Origin of the sequence: Sporolactobacillus sp. STSJ-5, assembly GCF_024385605.1 — a bacterium.
Lineage (GTDB): Bacteria > Bacillota > Bacilli > Bacillales > Sporolactobacillaceae > Sporolactobacillus.
This window is the reverse complement of the sequence record NZ_JANFOJ010000004.1, coordinates 81,596-97,004: the sequence shown is the minus strand read 5'-3', so window position 1 is coordinate 97,004 and position 15,409 is coordinate 81,596. Positions and strand designations below refer to the sequence as shown.

The following is a 15,409-nucleotide window of genomic DNA, read 5'->3' as shown; positions in this document are numbered from 1 at the left end:
TACTACAATGGATTGCTTATTCATCTTAAACCCATTAATGATTTCGGAATTTATCTTAGATAAAATAAATATAATTTGAGGAGCATAAAAATGTCTGTTGGCGAACCGGTTCTAACAATTGTAGTTCCTTGTTATAATGAAGAACAGGTGCTGCATGAAACGACGAGAGAGCTTACTAGGATTATGAAGGAATTGGTTGAAAAAAATAAGATAGATCAAAATAGTAGTATTTTATTCGTGGATGATGGCAGTAAAGATAGTACATGGAGAATCCTCGAAGAGAACCATGAAATAAATCCGTATGTTCAAGGGATAAAATTAAGCCGGAATTTTGGACATCAAGGGGCACTTATAGCAGGTTTGGAGACTTCGCAAAATTATTCTGACTGCGTGGTGTCAATAGATGCTGACCTCCAAGATGATGTTAATGCAATTCTAGAATTTATTGACAAATATCATGAAGGCTATGACATAGTTTACGGTGTGAGAGATAAAAGAGATACAGACACCCCCTTTAAGAGAAACACCGCATTAGCGTTTTATAAGATAATGAGTAATCTCGGCGTAAACTTGGTACCTAATCATGCAGATTTTAGGCTAATTAGCAAAAGAGCATTAAGTGAATTTGTAAAGTATCAGGAAGAAAATCTGTTTATTCGAGGCATTGTTCCGCTTCTAGGGTTTAAACAGACCAAGGTATACTATAACCGCAAAGAACGTTTTGCTGGAGAGTCTAAGTACCCACTGAAAAAGATGTTATCTTTTGCACTGGATGGTATTACATCATTTAGTGTTGTGCCGATTAAGCTCGTTACAGCATTTGGATTTTTTTTGGTTTTGTTTGGTATGGGTATTGCGGGCTATTCGCTTATTGAAAAACTGTTAGAACATACAATAAGTGGATGGACCTCACTTATGATTTCTATATGGATTGTTGGTGGAATGCAATTAATTGCCATAGGAATTATTGGTGAATATGTTGGGAAAATTTTTAAAGAGACAAAACATAGACCTAGATATACAATTGAGAAGAATACACTTGAACAATCTAATAAAAATACAATAAAAGAATATATTTGATCAGTGAGAAATAGATAAATCTAATGGTGAATCTTTCCGATTTAGACATGGCATAGTTGAACGATTAGGAGTTAAAGGCATTGAAAAAGTTAAAAACAAGTTTAATACTTACTTTTTGTTTTTTTGTTGCTTATGTTGCTTATCCACTAGGTACACAAGCAAAGCAGAACACACGTCATTATTATGTAACAAAAACGGCTTATTTCTATACTAATACTAAGTATCATAAAAAGAGGACTAAGAAGATTGAGATTAACAATAAGTTGTCTACGAGAACGGCAACGAAATACAAGATGTATCAGGTTAATTATCAAGGAAGAAAAGGGTATGTATATAGATCAAAGCTGTCTTCAAAACCGAAAACACTGAATAGATACACGAATCGTACGTCGTATATATACAGCTCAAACAAATCAGATAAGAAACCATTACTCAAGATTTCGGTTGACCGTAAAGTAACGACGAGGAGTCCGCAATCTGCCAAGATGTTCAAGGTAACTTATGGAAAGGCAGCAGGCTATATCTATAAAAGAAATCTCTCAAGCGAGTACGTGGATTATACCCGTACGTACGGAACAACGCAGATCACAAGATACGACTACTCACAGATTCCAAGTCAAGAGAACGACAACCGTTTTCAGGTGCCTGAATTTAGTGCGAAGAATATAGCAAATATTCCTTCAGCTTCTGATAGGGACGTATGGGATAGTTGGCCATTACAGAACCCTGATGGGACAGTTGCAGAGTACAATGGATACCATATCGTGTTTGCTATGTCTGGAGCAAACCAACTTTACATGTTTTATCAAAAAGTTGGTGAGACATCTCTGGAAAGTTGGAAAAGTGCTGGGAGAGTCTTTGCAGATGAAGATTTGTCGCATTCAAATGATGAGTTGCTTAAAAAACTTACACAAGAATGGTCAGGATCCGCATATAAAATTGGGAACAAGATAAGGTTGTTTTATACTGGGAATTTGGACCATCATTCAATTGGAGGTTACGGTAACGAACAAGTGCTTTCAACTGCTAAGATTGATGTAGATAGCGATAGTACAGGGTTGAAGATTAGTGACATTGAAGATCACAAATCTATATTTGATGGTGACGGGAAAACTTATCAAACCTTCAATCAATTTTCAAATTTAGGAATGAGCAATTCAGGAGACAATCATTGTCTTCGCGATCCACACTATGTGGAAGAGAATGGCCGTAAGTACCTCGTTTTTGAAGGCAATACCGGAACTGCAAATGGTTATCAAGAATACCGCGCATTATTTAATAAGGCCTATTATGGTGGCAACGATGATTATTTCAACTCATCCAAGAACAGTCTCTTGGCACGGACAGATCGCAACAACGTAATCAAGGCGAATGCTGCGATTGGCATCATTGAGCTGAATGAAGATTATAGTCTAAAGTCAGTAATGAAGCCACTCGTGACTGCGAATCTTGTGACTGATGAAATTGAGAGACCGAATGTAGTAAAGATAAATGGAAAATGGTATCTTTTCACAATTACGAAAGGATATAACCAGAGAGTGGATGGTTTTCCGTCAGATAACACTTATATGCTTGGCTATGTTTCCGATAATTTGACTGGTCCTTATAAGCCACTTAATAAGACCGGATTAGTACTTGTTGGGAATGAAGGCTATAACAGCCGAACCTATACGTATGCTTATTATGGAATGCCTGTTTCATCGGGATCGAACAATTTGTTAATAACGAGCTATATGACGAACCGCAATATATCCTCAACGCAGCACTCAACATTTGCACCTAGCTTTTTACTGACTGTGAATGGAGATCAGACTCAGGTTCAGCAGCAAAGTATTCTGGAGCAAGGGCAAGTGACGACGGGAAGCAATGATTTTCAATCCTACTAAATAATTTGAACGTTTGCTTCACAACCGTGTTCCATCGAACCCGGTTATTTTTTTGCATCAAATTTGCTGTTGTGTTCAAAAAATCGATGAATTTTCTATTTTTTTAATAAAATTGCAGAAAATACGGGTGTACAAAAATAAATTTATGCTATAATCATAGATGATTCATAGGACATGATTCTAAAGACTTATGTAAATCCAATTTTTACAAAAATATTTGTAAATGATTAAGGTATTGTTTTAAGAATTTCATCGTGTACGGTTAATTTGCATCGGAAGTGTTTTGCCTCTTTAAGCCATTTCTGTTTTCTTCATTCATTTTTTCTAAAACACCGATTTAAAGTTGATATGGAAATTTAACAGAGGGAGTGATTTGGAAAACATTACAGGTTTTCTTTTACTCATTGGTATGTGTACGGTTATTAAGTAGGGGTCTACGGTTTTATTTAAAAATATAGAGAAACGATTGGGAGCTGTGGGCAGACGTGAGGTTGGTGCCACATAGCTTATAAATGATATTTGCATCATTTTAGGGGGATTGGGAATGGGTCGCTTTTTATTTTATTTGGAATATGATGGAAAACGAACGGTATCCAACACGTACGAAGCGCCGGTTGATGTGGTTCAGGCAGATGGGGTGCTTGGCGCGGTTTCTGCATTTGCGGAAAAAAATAAGTTGAAAAAAGTGAGAAATGAAGGTCTTGATAATGGTAATTATCGCGCATTTTTTATTAAAAAAGCGCATTTCGGCCGTTCAAGAGAGATTGTTTATTTCATTCAGCAAGATACTAGAGAATAATTGAATTGTTTAATGTCTGGACAAGAAGGGTAGCTCGTCTCAATCAGAGATGAGCTACCCTTCTTGTTTATTAAGCTCAATTATTTGCTTCCTGATGCAGGAGATGGGTGAGGTGGCTGATTGCTTTCTGCACATGGCGGTAGTAGGTCGCACGGCTCATCTGACATGCTTCTGCTGCCGCAATTGTATTATCCGGATAACGCAGGACTCCGGTCTTAAAAAGCATGCGGTCTTCGTCAGAAAGAATCGACGAGTCATTGGAGATGACGTCGATTAAATGCTGACGTAATTCCTGCACAGTAGTGATCGTGTCAAAATGGATCAGGTAAGCTTGCAACTCGGCGGGCGTGCGCAGCAGTTTGATCATTTTGCGGACAACAGCTTCCGTCAGTTCTGCATGAGCAACAGGTGCGGATAGAGCATTGGGCGCTTCTAGAAGAAAGGAGATTGCCCAGTCTCCGAACCGTTTGTTTCTTAAATCCAATTCAAGAACAAATGCCTTCGCCCATGAGGTATCGCAGTCCTTTGATTTTGCCTGTCGCACGGTGAATCCAATTTGCTGGAGGAAGCCGATGAGGTGGCTATTGGTTGCGACCAGGATGGCGCGCGAGTCTTCTCCAAGCAATGACAATTGATCTAGTGAGAGCAGACCGACGAGCTCCTGCTGAGAGTAATTCTGCAGCTGATCGGTCGCAGCACCAAGCACGGCATAGTAGGTGTCTGCGTGATCAAGGCTGCGTGACAATTCCTCCTCTGAGAAGCATTCGGACATTTCTGCCGGAAAATACTTTTTCAGAATTTGACCGGTCTGCTGATGGACAAGGACAGCTATGAACATGCCAATCGCTTCACCGCTATCATTTCGAAGAACGGCAATGCTCTCAGGCGCTTCGTTGATGAGTTCGGCGACTAGCTTGTAGTAAGGCGCACTCTGCCACGAATCCACGCTGTAAGAGCACCAAAGATCAAGCAGCTTGTACAGCACTGGAAGGTCCTGTGCAGAGGCATATTCAATCGGTGACGCACTGGCTGCACCCGAGAAATCGGCATATAAACGATCAAGTGGCAGCTCATCCTTACATAAATTAAGCAGCTGAGTAGCTATGGGACGCCGTTCTCCCTTATCAGCTTTACTGAGCTGAGTATACAAGAGCTCGGCGGTCTTCGCTCTGAGCGATTTCAAACGTTCGGGTTCGCGCAGCCTCAGGTCATTCAGTAAATGCGCTCGAGCAATATCATGGATAGCAATACCTTCCGGAAGCAGTCGAGTAAATGACAGCTTTAGAAGCGAGAGATAATGCTCACGTGTTACAGGATGCCCGATAATCTGAGCGATCGTTTCTTGATTGGCATACTGCAGAATGGTCAGTACGTCGATCATCGGTTGAAGCTCCGGATCTGTGAGTTCTCGCAGCACCTTGGCACTTATTTTTTGTGAGGCCAAATGATAGTCCTGATCCGATAGCTGTTCATGCCTGAGCCACGAATCCGTAAGCAATGCGAGCGCCAGAGGGAGTCCCCCGGAAATTTGATTGATTTTATGTATCAGCTCCGGTTTCATCGCTCCGTATCCTTTTGTATAAGTGACCGTTTCCTGATAAGTGAATGGCTGCAGAGCAAGTTCAACGATTTTTCGATCAAGATCAGGATGGATCCGCCATTCTTCTGATAACGGCAGTCGTGAAGCGAGAATAGCCGTGACACCGACACCGGGCAGGTGAGGCAGAAAATCATTGATAAAAAGACGTTCCACAAGCTTGAGCTGCTCAAAATGATCAACGGTAATAAGAATTCGATGTTGGGGAGCAGCATGCCGTAGAGCCTCAATTGTGTTTGTATTTTCCCCCATATCCATAAAGGCAAGCTTAAAAGAGGCAGCGAGGTAGTCAATAAATCCGGTCGGTGTTTTAAGACAGGCGCTGCCATCGAGGGCAATCACCCGCGCATGATCGTCCATCGCCATCCGTGCCATTTCCATAAGCAGGGAGCTCTTTCCGATGCCGCCGATACCGGAGATGTAGAACAGACGAAAGGGTGCCTCGGAATCACATAACCACGTTTTAAACTGTGCTAATTCATTTTCCCTGCCTGTAAAATGATGATATCGATTCATCTGGTTTCTAAGAACTTCGCCAAGCACTGTATGTCACCCCACAAGTAGAACATTCTAACTAGGTCAAAATAATGAGACAAAATTGATAATACGAGATTAATAGTACATGGTAATCTGATTACGTGACAAGTATCATAACTTAGTTTCTATATGTTTAAGAAAGGAACAAATGATGAACACGTATCAGTTCTACATGGAATACGATGGTCGCAAAACGGTATCACATGGATACGACGTGCCAGTCGAGACGATGGTCGCAGATTCCATTGATCAGGCTGCACGTCACTTTGCTGAGAAAAACAAGGTGAAGGAAGTCAAACGGGATCAGCTTGCTGAAAAAGACTACCGCATTTTCTTTGAAAAAAAGAGTTTATTTGGCAAGCTGCAGGAGCTTGTTTATTTCGTTCGTTCTCTTTAATAAGATTATGTAAATAACTACATAAAGTATGTGAATGTGCTATAATATTTCTTGTTTATTTGAGACTTATTTCATGCATCAGTAGTCTTTAATTCACGGAGAATAGTAATGAATAATTCTTCCCAATTTTAACATTAACAGACGAAACTGTACTGTTTCTGAACAAAATTCCGTAATTTTGATGCAATTTTGCCCTTTTTCTACCTTTGTTGCCTCGCAATTGGCACTAATTTCCGCATTTACTATGAAACTGTTACGTTAGCAAATGGAATTCTATGATATAATTTATTAGAATTTATCGGAAATTGTTGAGCGATTCAGCGACTAATCTACTTTGCGAGGGATATCATGGAAGAAACAATCAGCCTTAAAGAGATTTTTGCTACATTGAGAAAGCATTTGATGCTAATCGTGACGATTACACTCTTAGCAGTCATGGTCAGCGCAGGAGTCACCTTCTTTCTGATGACACCGAAATACGATGCCTCAACTCAAATTCTTGTCAATCAGTCGAATGCCAATAGCAATACGATCTATCAGCAGGCAAACACCGTTCAGACGAACGTGCAATTGGTCAACACATACAGCGTCATCATCAATAATCCTTCAGTTCTGAATCAAGTGATAAAGAAACTGAACCTTGATATGACTGCCGGTGAATTAAAAGGTATGCTCACGGTAAGTACGGAGCAAAATTCCCAAGTATTTACGTTAACTGCGGAAACCGACAGCCCTTCTCAATCGGTTCGGATTGTTAATGGTGTTGCGACGGCTTTCAAATCACAGGTTCAAAAAGTGATGAATGTCGATAACGTCAGCATCTTGTCGCCAGCGAATGTTGCTTCAAGTCTTAATCCGGTTAAGCCAAAAGCGACGATTAATCTAGCAATCGCATTTGTTGTCGGTTTGATGGTATCCGTCGGATTAGCTTTCTTGCTTGAATATCTAGACAATACCGTTAAGACCGAAGAAGATATTGAAAAGATTCTTGGTCTCCCGGTTCTTGGCGTGATCTCAGAAATTAAAGATAATCGTGAACCAAACAATGCACATTCACGATCTGCATCACATACGGCAGGACGTCATCAAGTGAGAGGAGCTGGACATGTTGAGACGAAGTAAAAATATTCTTTCGAAACAACGGCATTTGATTGCTTTTCATAAACCGAAATCGACGACTGCGGAACAATTTCGTACCATTCGAAGTAACGTCGACTTTTCTCAGGTCGATTCGGAATTAAAAACGATTATGTTAACTTCCTCAGGTCCTGGCGAAGGAAAATCAACCTCATCGGCTAACTTGGCAGTGGTCATGGCACAGCAAGGCAAAAAAGTACTGTTGATTGATGCCGATTTACGTAAACCGACGATGCATTACACCTTCCGTCTCTCGAATACGGAAGGCTTAACGACGATGTTGCGGAAACTGACGACCTTCGATGATTCAGTCAAGAAAACAGAGGTTGACAATTTGTTCGTGCTAACAAGCGGTCCGATTCCTCCGAATCCGGCTGAGCTTTTAAGTTCTGTCGGGATGGCTAGCTTTATCAAACATGCATTAACACTGTTTGACACGGTCATCATTGATACACCGCCGATTCTCGCGGTAACTGATGCTCAAGTACTCGCGAACCTTTGCGATGGCGCAATTCTAGTTATCCGTAGCGGTGTTGCCGAAAAAGAAGCAGCAATTAAGGCGAAGGATTTGTTAACCAAAGCAAAGGCACGTATTCTTGGTGTGATTCTGAATGCCAAGCCGATCAGCAAGGGTAATGATTATTATTACTACAACTATTATGGCAATGACTAACATACGAAATTGGATCTTAAATGAAAGGAGCGTCGGTACAATTGATTGACATCCATTGCCATATACTGCCTGGAATAGACGATGGTGCTCAAGATGAACAGGTGTCCTTGAACATGGCGAAGCAAGCAGTCGCCGAAGGCATCACACAGATTGTCGCGACGCCTCATCATAAGAACAGGCATTGGGATAATCCCAAGCCTGAAATACTTTCACGGGTTCAAAAGATGAATCAGCTTTTTGAACAAAATCAGATTGGCCTGCGGGTGCTTCCCGGACAGGAGCCGAGAATTTTCGGTGAAATGGCCAGTGAAGATGCATCACAGGAATTACTAACCGTTAATGACAATAAGAAATACATCCTCATCGAATTCCCAACACACCATGTCCCGAGATACGCGCAGCAGCTGTTCTTTGATCTGCAAGTGCAAGGCGTAACACCGGTCATTGTCCATCCGGAAAAGAACGAAGAAATCGTTCAACATCCCAACATGCTCTATCAATTCATTGCCGACGGCGCTCTGTCACAAGTGACGGCAGCCAGCCTGATTGGCAAGAACGGCCGATCCACTAAAAAGCTGACCTTACAATTTATTGAAAACAATCTCACACAGTTTGTTGCTTCGGACGCACATAATGTCACCACGCGCCCTTTCTATATGCAAGAAGCCTTTCTAGATTTAAAGAAACGATTTGGAAGAGACTTAGCAAATCTGTTTCGAGAAAACGCGGAATTGTTAATCAACGGTGAACTCGTAAACCGAGAAGCGCCGGTTGAGATAAAAGAGAAAAAATTTCTAGGTATCTTTTAATTTATTCAGGGGGAGTTAGAAATGAAAAAGGTGAGAAAAGCCGTCATTCCGGCTGCAGGTTTAGGTACTCGATTTCTGCCGGCGACCAAAGCATTACCAAAGGAAATGCTGCCAATCGTTAACAAGCCAACGATCCAGTATATTGTCGAAGAAGCGGTACAAGCGGGGATTGAAGAAATCATTATCGTTACCGGTAAAGGGAAACGAGCCATTGAGGACCACTTTGATAATTCGTATGAACTAGAAGAAAACCTAAAAAAGAAAAATAAATTAGATTTGCTTGAAAAAGTTCAAGCGTCATCCAAAATTGATATTCACTACATAAGACAAAAATCCCCAAAAGGGCTAGGACATGCCGTATGGTGTGCGCGTAAGTTCATTGGTGATGAACCATTTGCTGTATTACTCGGTGATGATATTGTTCAGAACGAAAAGCCATGCATTCAACAGCTTGTAGAGAACTATGAACAAACTGTTTGTTCCGTTATTGGGGTACAAGAAGTACCTATGAATCAAACACATCGTTATGGCATCATTGATCCAAAATCACAAGATGGTCGTTTATTTAATGTCCATCAGTTTGTTGAAAAGCCAAAAAAAAATCCGCCATCTAATCTCGCAATTATCGGACGATATGTTCTAACACCTGAAATCTTTGATTTTCTAGATAAAAAAGAAATCGGTGCGGGCGGCGAAATCCAATTGACCGATGCCATTCAGAGACTAAATGAATCACAAGGTGTCTATGCCTATCAATTCGAGGGCAAGCGCTACGATGTGGGGGAGACCTTGGGATTTGTATTAACCAATATTGAAATGGCATTGAAAAATAAGGATATTCAACAAGATGTACTTAAGGGTATTAAGCAAATACTCGAATATAACAAGCTACCATTAGTGTGAGGTGATAAAAGATGGCAATGTCAAAATCTCAGGCTAACTCACAATATTCGGTGAAGACTGAATTAGTTGATGAAGCTAGTATAAATCATAATGCTACATATCTATTTATTAAAAGAGCTATGGATCTGATTGGAGCAACAATTGGTTTAATCCTCAGTTGTCCAATTTTCTTTATAATTGGGGTAGTTTATTTGTTTGGTGATCAAAAAGGACCGGTGTTTTTTAAACAAAAAAGAACAGGTCAGTATGGAGAATTGTTTTATATTTACAAGTTTCGATCTATGGTGGTTAATGCTGAAGAAAAATTAAAAGCTAACAACGAACTCTACAAAAAATATATTGAAAACAATTATAAACTTGAACCAGATGAAGATCCAAGAATAACCAAGATTGGTCGTTTATTACGAAAAACTAGTTTAGATGAGCTCCCACAATTTATTAATGTATTAAAAGGGGAGATGAGTATTGTTGGTCCAAGACCTGTGGTGGAGGAAGAACTTAGAGAATATGGCGATAAGAAAAAATTGTTCTTGTCTGCACAGCCTGGGTTAACAGGCTATTGGCAGGCATGTGGTCGAAGTAGCGTTGGGTATCCTGAAAGAGTTGACATAGAACTATATTATGTCTTTAATCAGTCATTTTTTCTTGATATAAAAATAATATTTTTGACTATCTATTCAGTAATGATTGGAAAAGGAGCATATTAATGTAAGGATTATTATTTTTGTATAATAAATTTAATATAAAGGATGTATCAAAATGAAGATCGCTATTGTTCACGAATGGTTTGTCTCATATGCTGGTTCGGAAAAAGTTGTAGAACAGCTAATAAATGTCTTTCCAGAGGCTGATCTATTTAGCATAGTTGATTTTATGCCTCCAGAAAAAAGAGGCTTTCTTCACGGCAAAAAAGTTACGACAAGTTTTATTCAAAAGTTGCCATTTGCGAAGAAAAAATTTCGTAATTATTTATCATTAATGCCATTAGCAGTTGAACAATTTGATCTTTCTGACTACGACATTATTATTTCAAGTTCTCATGCTGTGGCAAAAGGAGTTATTACCGGCCCTGACCAAATACATATTTCATATGTTCATTCTCCAATTCGGTATGCTTGGGATTTACAATGGCAATATCTTAAGGAATCCAACCTAGAAAATGGATTGAAAAGCTGGATAGTAAGATATATTCTTCATAAAATAAGATTATGGGATAGTCGAACAGCAAATGGTGTTGACTTTTTTGTAGCGAATTCCAAATATATTGGGAGAAGAATTTGGAAAATTTACCGCAGAAAATCTGAAGTTATATATCCACCAGTTGACATAGAAAGTTTTCCTTTACAAGTGAATAAGAAGAACTTTTATGTTACAGCCTCAAGAATTGTTCCTTATAAAAAAGTCGAGACGATTGTTGAAGCATTTAACGAAATGCCTGATAAAAGGTTGGTCGTTATTGGCGATGGTCCCGGGTATGAAAGAGTTAAAAATTTAGCTAAACCTAACATTGAAATTATGGGGTATCAAGATTTTTCTGTACTAAAATCATATCTGCAGGAAGCAAAAGCTTTTATATTTGCGTCGGAAGAAGATTTTGGAATTACACCTGTAGAAGCACAAGCGTGTGGTACACCAGTAATTGCATATGGTCGAGGTGGAGCATTGGAAAGTGTAAGATCGATTGATGGAGAGAGACCTACAGGGATTTTTTTTGACAAGCAAACTCCAGATGCGATCATCTCTGCTGTGAAAAAATTTGAAGAGCTTATAGATGTATTTGATCCTTTAATGTGTAGAAAAAACGCAGAAAGATTTACTGTTCAAAAATTTCGAAATAGGATAAAAACATATATTGAATCAAAGATAGAAGCACAATAAAGTCTAAATGGAAAGATGATATTATTTTTGTATTAATATATTCGTAGAAATATGATCCGCCAATTTGTATGAAGTAATTATTAAAAGAATTTTTTCCATACAAAGTGAACAATAATTTTCTGAAATGACTTCTGTTGAAAGGTAACTATATGAGAAAAATAGTAACAATAGATATGAGGATGCTTAATTGTTCAGGCATTGGTACTTATATTGCTAATGTCACACCGTTGATTATTAACAGTCGGAAAGATATAGACTTCTTTTTGTTGGGTCATTCTGAGGAATTGATGGATTTTAAGAAATATCCAAACGTAAAAATTATCAATTGTTCAGCAGAGATATACTCAATTAAGGAGCAATTTGAATTAATTAAAGCTATTCCTAATAAAAATGATTTATTTTGGGCTCCACACTATAACATACCCATTTTATATCGTGGCAATTTACTTGTTACTGTTCATGATATTTTCCATCTCGCTATGCCTCAATATGTAAATAGTTGTATAAAAACAGCATATGCTAAATTTATGTTTAATGCCGTGAAGAAAAAAGCAAATAAAATAATAACAGTGTCGAATTTTTCAAGAGATGAACTAACTAGGTTATCAGGTTGTGAGCAAAATAAAATTATAACAGTCCACAATGGTGTGAGCCAAAAATGGTTTGAAGAAGTGGGTTTAGAAAAAACTGACCCGATCCATGTTCCATATCTACTGTATGTCGGTAATGTAAAACCTCACAAAAATTTAAAAAATTTAATTCAAGCTTTTAAATTAATTCAAAATCAGATCCCCCACAACTTAGTCATCGTTGGGAAAAAGGAAGGATTTGTAACAGGGGAGCATAATATTGAGCAATGGATTGATGAAGCTAATGGTAGAATTGTTTTAACTGGAAGAGTAGAAGATAGTGTCCTAAAACGTTATGTGGCTAATGCGGACATTTTTGTGTTCCCATCACAATATGAAGGATTTGGGCTACCTCCGTTAGAAGCAATGGCTTGTGGGACACCTGTTGCAGTGTCAAATATACCTCCACTTAAAGAAGTTTGCGGCAATTGTGCTGCTTATTTTGATCCATATAGTATAAAAGACATTGCGCTAACTATTAGGAACTTATTAAATAACAAAAAGCGAATGACGCAATTATCTAGACTGGGGAAACAACATGCAACTAATTTTTCTTGGCTGAAATGTTCTAAAGAGGTTCAGAAAGTGATGAAACAAATCATCGAAAATAAAGTTGAGGACAAATGAATGGATAATGCAAAAGAAAAAGTTGCGATCATTATATTGAATTGGAACGCCTATGAAGAGACATACGAATGTTTATGTTCATTAGAGAAGCTGAAATATAAAAAATTTCATGTGTTCCTTGTTGATAATGCTTCTACAGATTATTCATTTGATAAGCTTAAAATGGATGGAAAAAAGGGTAAGTTCAAGGTTGCGATTGATTTTATACAGTCAGGCGATAATTTAGGCTTTGCTGGTGGGAATAATGTTGCTATTAGAAAAGCTTATAATTTGGGCCATTCTTATTTTTGGATGATAAATAATGATACTGTGGTTGATGAAAATAGTCTTACATATTTAATTGATGAATTTGTTCACAACAATAAAACTGGTATTGCTGGTTCAAAAATACTCTATTACAATTCTGATATAGTTTGGTTCGCTGGCGGAATAGTCAATACATATTTAGGGAAAACAAAACATATTGGGTTTAAGATGAAAGACAGTGCGTTACCCAATTTAAAGTGTGAAACTGGCTATGTTACTGGGTGCAGTTTGTTTTTTAGAAAAGAAGTGATTGATTCAATAGGATTAATGCAGGAAGATTATTTTCTGTATTACGAAGAGACAGATTGGAATTTAAGAGCAAAAAATAGTGGTTGGAAGATTGTCTATGTGCCCCAGTCTCGGGTATATCATAAAGTATCAACAACAACGGGAAGTGAAAAATCAACTGCGCCTTTTGTTGCTTATTATGATATTCGTAATGCTTTTTTGATGATTAAACGTACTCAACGAAACAAAATAAAAGTAATCACAGCGTATGTCTACAAATGGTATAATACGGTAAAAAAAACAATCAAGTTAGTGGTGTATAACCAAGATCAAAAAAAATTGCGATTACGATACATTATAAAGGGATTATTTGACAATACTTAATAAGATATTTAATGATATCAGAAAAAATGCTGTTGATATTTTTGTTAATGATATTAGCATATCATCAATCTTGTACGATAAAGAAAAACATCGCTAGACAAGTTGCGCTTTTTCATAATAAAATTAGAATGACATTCAAGCAGATAGAATTACATGCAAAATTCAATTGTTATATGTGCTTATTAATTCAAATTAGTAAAGTGATAATTTTGACCACATGTTTGCTTCTCAAGTTAATAATTATATATTTGAAACTATAAAACAATGTTGTTGAGGTATAATTAATTGATAATTGATAAAAAAGTCAGTAAAAATATACTGTATTTATTAATCTTACAAGGACTTAATTATATATTACCGTTGATATCAATTCCATATCTTACAAGAGTTTTAGGATTAAATAATTTTGGCATTTATACATTTTTTTGGGCATTAGCACAATATTTAACTATTATAACTGATTATGGTTTCAATTATACAGCCACACGCAAAATAGCTCTATTGCAAGGAAATAACAAACAGATTTCAAGCTTATTTACAAGTGTAATTCTCACGAAGTTATTTCTTTTAGTTTTAATTTTTCTTGTAAGTTTAATTGCTTTTTCAATGTTACCCCATATTCAAGAATATTGGGTGGTGTTCAATGTATCTTTACTCATTGTTTTAGGTAATATTTTGTTTCCAGTTTGGGTATTTCAAGGATTAGAAGAAATGAAATATATTACAATTTTTAATATTATTGCCAAATTTATTGCCACTGGAAGTTTATTCATATTTGTTCATAAGCAGACAGATTATACAAATGCTTTATTTATACAATCTGTAGGGGTAATCATCTGTGGAATAGTTAGTATATATTTAATTAGGAAATTATTTAAAATTAAAATACAGTTTAGAGTAGATATAACAGAGATAAAAGAACAAGTATCAGAGGGAAAGGATGTATTTATCGCTCAATTACTAGGAGGATTGTTTGGAAATGGTTGCGTTTTTATAACAGGTATAGTGACAGGTCCTGTTGCAGCTGGTTATGTTGCGTTAGCGCAGAAAATAGAAGGAAGTATTGTCGGACTATCCCAGCCAATTGCACAGGGAATGTATCCTTATTTATGCAAATTATATAATAATAAAAACTATGAGCAATTTTTCACAATTAGAAAAACGATTACTTTATTTTCTAGTACAGTTGGTATTACACTTTCTATTATTATCATGTTATTTGCGGATAATATACTAAACTTGATTAGTGGCCAGACCAATCCAGTACTCTCTACTACACTTAAAGTATTCTCAATTACAATGATATTCACGACTTTAAATGTATTGTATAATTCCTTTATTCTATCTATGAAGAAAAATGAAGAGATGAGAAAGATGTATCTATTTTCCTCAATTATTTTTCTTTTTATTAGTTTATTATTAACTAAGTTAACAGGATCAGTTGGTATGGCAATTTCATTGCTAATTATTAGTATATTTATTGTACTGTATAGCAATATAATTACAAGAGATTTTCGTAGTATCCCAAAGAACTAAAAA

At 37.3% G+C, this 15,409-nt stretch carries 14 protein-coding genes; 13 read left to right on the top strand and 1 reads right to left on the bottom strand.

The window, feature by feature from the left end:
• Positions 1-90: 90 nt before the first annotated feature.
• From NOM01_RS05945 to NOM01_RS05935, 3 genes are all read left to right on the top strand, one after another.
• Positions 91-1,080 carry a glycosyltransferase family 2 protein gene (locus NOM01_RS05945; protein ID WP_255747238.1) on the top strand — a complete coding sequence of 330 codons (990 nt, stop codon included), beginning with the start codon at positions 91-93 and terminating at the stop codon, positions 1,078-1,080.
• An 80-nt stretch (positions 1,081-1,160) separates the two neighbouring features.
• Positions 1,161-2,966 carry a glycoside hydrolase family 68 protein gene (locus tag NOM01_RS05940; RefSeq protein ID WP_255747236.1) on the top strand — a complete coding sequence of 602 codons (1,806 nt, stop codon included), beginning with the start codon at positions 1,161-1,163 and terminating at the stop codon, positions 2,964-2,966.
• Positions 2,967-3,510: 544 nt separating this feature from the next.
• On the top strand, positions 3,511-3,765 hold the full coding sequence (locus NOM01_RS05935) for a hypothetical protein (protein ID WP_255747234.1): 255 nt from the start codon (positions 3,511-3,513) through the stop codon (positions 3,763-3,765).
• A 76-nt stretch (positions 3,766-3,841) separates the two neighbouring features.
• On the opposite strand, the gene NOM01_RS05930 is transcribed toward NOM01_RS05935, so the two are convergent.
• On the bottom strand, positions 3,842-5,905 hold the full coding sequence (locus tag NOM01_RS05930; RefSeq protein ID WP_255747233.1) for a P-loop NTPase family protein: 2,064 nt from the start codon (positions 5,903-5,905) through the stop codon (positions 3,842-3,844).
• A gap of 145 nt (positions 5,906-6,050) precedes the next feature.
• On the opposite strand from NOM01_RS05930, the gene NOM01_RS05925 reads away from it, so the two are divergent.
• The 10 genes from NOM01_RS05925 (at position 6,051) to NOM01_RS05880 (ending at position 15,406) form a co-directional block, all read left to right on the top strand.
• The gene (locus NOM01_RS05925; protein ID WP_255747232.1) at positions 6,051-6,296 is read left to right on the top strand and encodes a hypothetical protein; all 246 of its coding nucleotides are present in this window, start codon (positions 6,051-6,053) and stop codon (positions 6,294-6,296) included.
• 348 nt (positions 6,297-6,644) lie between these two features.
• Positions 6,645-7,418 carry a YveK family protein gene (locus NOM01_RS05920; protein ID WP_255747230.1) on the top strand — a complete coding sequence of 258 codons (774 nt, stop codon included), beginning with the start codon at positions 6,645-6,647 and terminating at the stop codon, positions 7,416-7,418.
• Positions 7,402-8,106, top strand: coding sequence for a CpsD/CapB family tyrosine-protein kinase (locus NOM01_RS05915; protein ID WP_255747228.1), 705 nt, complete (start codon positions 7,402-7,404; stop codon positions 8,104-8,106). Before NOM01_RS05920 ends, NOM01_RS05915 begins: the two co-directional genes overlap by 17 nt.
• Before the next feature lie 41 nt (positions 8,107-8,147).
• Complete coding sequence (locus tag NOM01_RS05910) at positions 8,148-8,915, top strand: tyrosine-protein phosphatase (RefSeq protein ID WP_255747227.1); 768 nt, start codon at positions 8,148-8,150, stop codon at positions 8,913-8,915.
• 21 nt (positions 8,916-8,936) lie between these two features.
• Positions 8,937-9,818, top strand: a complete 882-nt coding sequence (gene galU, locus NOM01_RS05905; RefSeq protein WP_255747225.1) for a UTP--glucose-1-phosphate uridylyltransferase GalU — start codon at positions 8,937-8,939, stop codon at positions 9,816-9,818.
• 17 nt (positions 9,819-9,835) lie between these two features.
• Positions 9,836-10,525 (top strand): sugar transferase, encoded by a 690-nt coding sequence (locus tag NOM01_RS05900; protein ID WP_370645956.1) that lies wholly within the window; start codon positions 9,836-9,838, stop codon positions 10,523-10,525.
• Between the two features lie 52 nt (positions 10,526-10,577).
• Entirely contained in the window at positions 10,578-11,696 is a 1,119-nt protein-coding gene (locus NOM01_RS05895; RefSeq protein WP_255747223.1) for a glycosyltransferase family 4 protein, read from the top strand.
• Between the two features lie 149 nt (positions 11,697-11,845).
• A complete protein-coding gene (locus NOM01_RS05890) occupies positions 11,846-12,952 on the top strand; it encodes a glycosyltransferase family 4 protein (RefSeq protein WP_255747222.1) in 1,107 nt (368 codons plus the stop codon).
• Positions 12,953-13,870: a glycosyltransferase family 2 protein gene (locus tag NOM01_RS05885; protein ID WP_255747220.1), complete on the top strand. Its 918-nt coding sequence runs from the start codon at positions 12,953-12,955 to the stop codon at positions 13,868-13,870. It begins immediately after the preceding gene.
• A gap of 285 nt (positions 13,871-14,155) precedes the next feature.
• Positions 14,156-15,406: an oligosaccharide flippase family protein gene (locus tag NOM01_RS05880; protein ID WP_255747218.1), complete on the top strand. Its 1,251-nt coding sequence runs from the start codon at positions 14,156-14,158 to the stop codon at positions 15,404-15,406.
• Positions 15,407-15,409 lie beyond the last annotated feature (3 nt).

Bases quoted from the DNA above. Each gene is read 5' to 3' on its own strand.
- NOM01_RS05945 (WP_255747238.1), top strand. From the start codon at position 91: ATGTCTGTTGGCGAACCGGTTCTAACAATTGTAGTTCCTTGTTATAAT.
- NOM01_RS05935 (WP_255747234.1), top strand. From the start codon at position 3,511: ATGGGTCGCTTTTTATTTTATTTGGAATATGATGGAAAACGAACGGTA.
- NOM01_RS05925 (WP_255747232.1), top strand. From the start codon at position 6,051: ATGAACACGTATCAGTTCTACATGGAATACGATGGTCGCAAAACGGTA.
- NOM01_RS05920 (WP_255747230.1), top strand. From the start codon at position 6,645: ATGGAAGAAACAATCAGCCTTAAAGAGATTTTTGCTACATTGAGAAAG.
- NOM01_RS05915 (WP_255747228.1), top strand. From the start codon at position 7,402: ATGTTGAGACGAAGTAAAAATATTCTTTCGAAACAACGGCATTTGATT.
- galU (WP_255747225.1), top strand. From the start codon at position 8,937: ATGAAAAAGGTGAGAAAAGCCGTCATTCCGGCTGCAGGTTTAGGTACT.
- NOM01_RS05900 (WP_370645956.1), top strand. From the start codon at position 9,836: ATGTCAAAATCTCAGGCTAACTCACAATATTCGGTGAAGACTGAATTA.
- NOM01_RS05895 (WP_255747223.1), top strand. From the start codon at position 10,578: ATGAAGATCGCTATTGTTCACGAATGGTTTGTCTCATATGCTGGTTCG.
- NOM01_RS05890 (WP_255747222.1), top strand. From the start codon at position 11,846: ATGAGAAAAATAGTAACAATAGATATGAGGATGCTTAATTGTTCAGGC.
- NOM01_RS05885 (WP_255747220.1), top strand. From the start codon at position 12,953: ATGGATAATGCAAAAGAAAAAGTTGCGATCATTATATTGAATTGGAAC.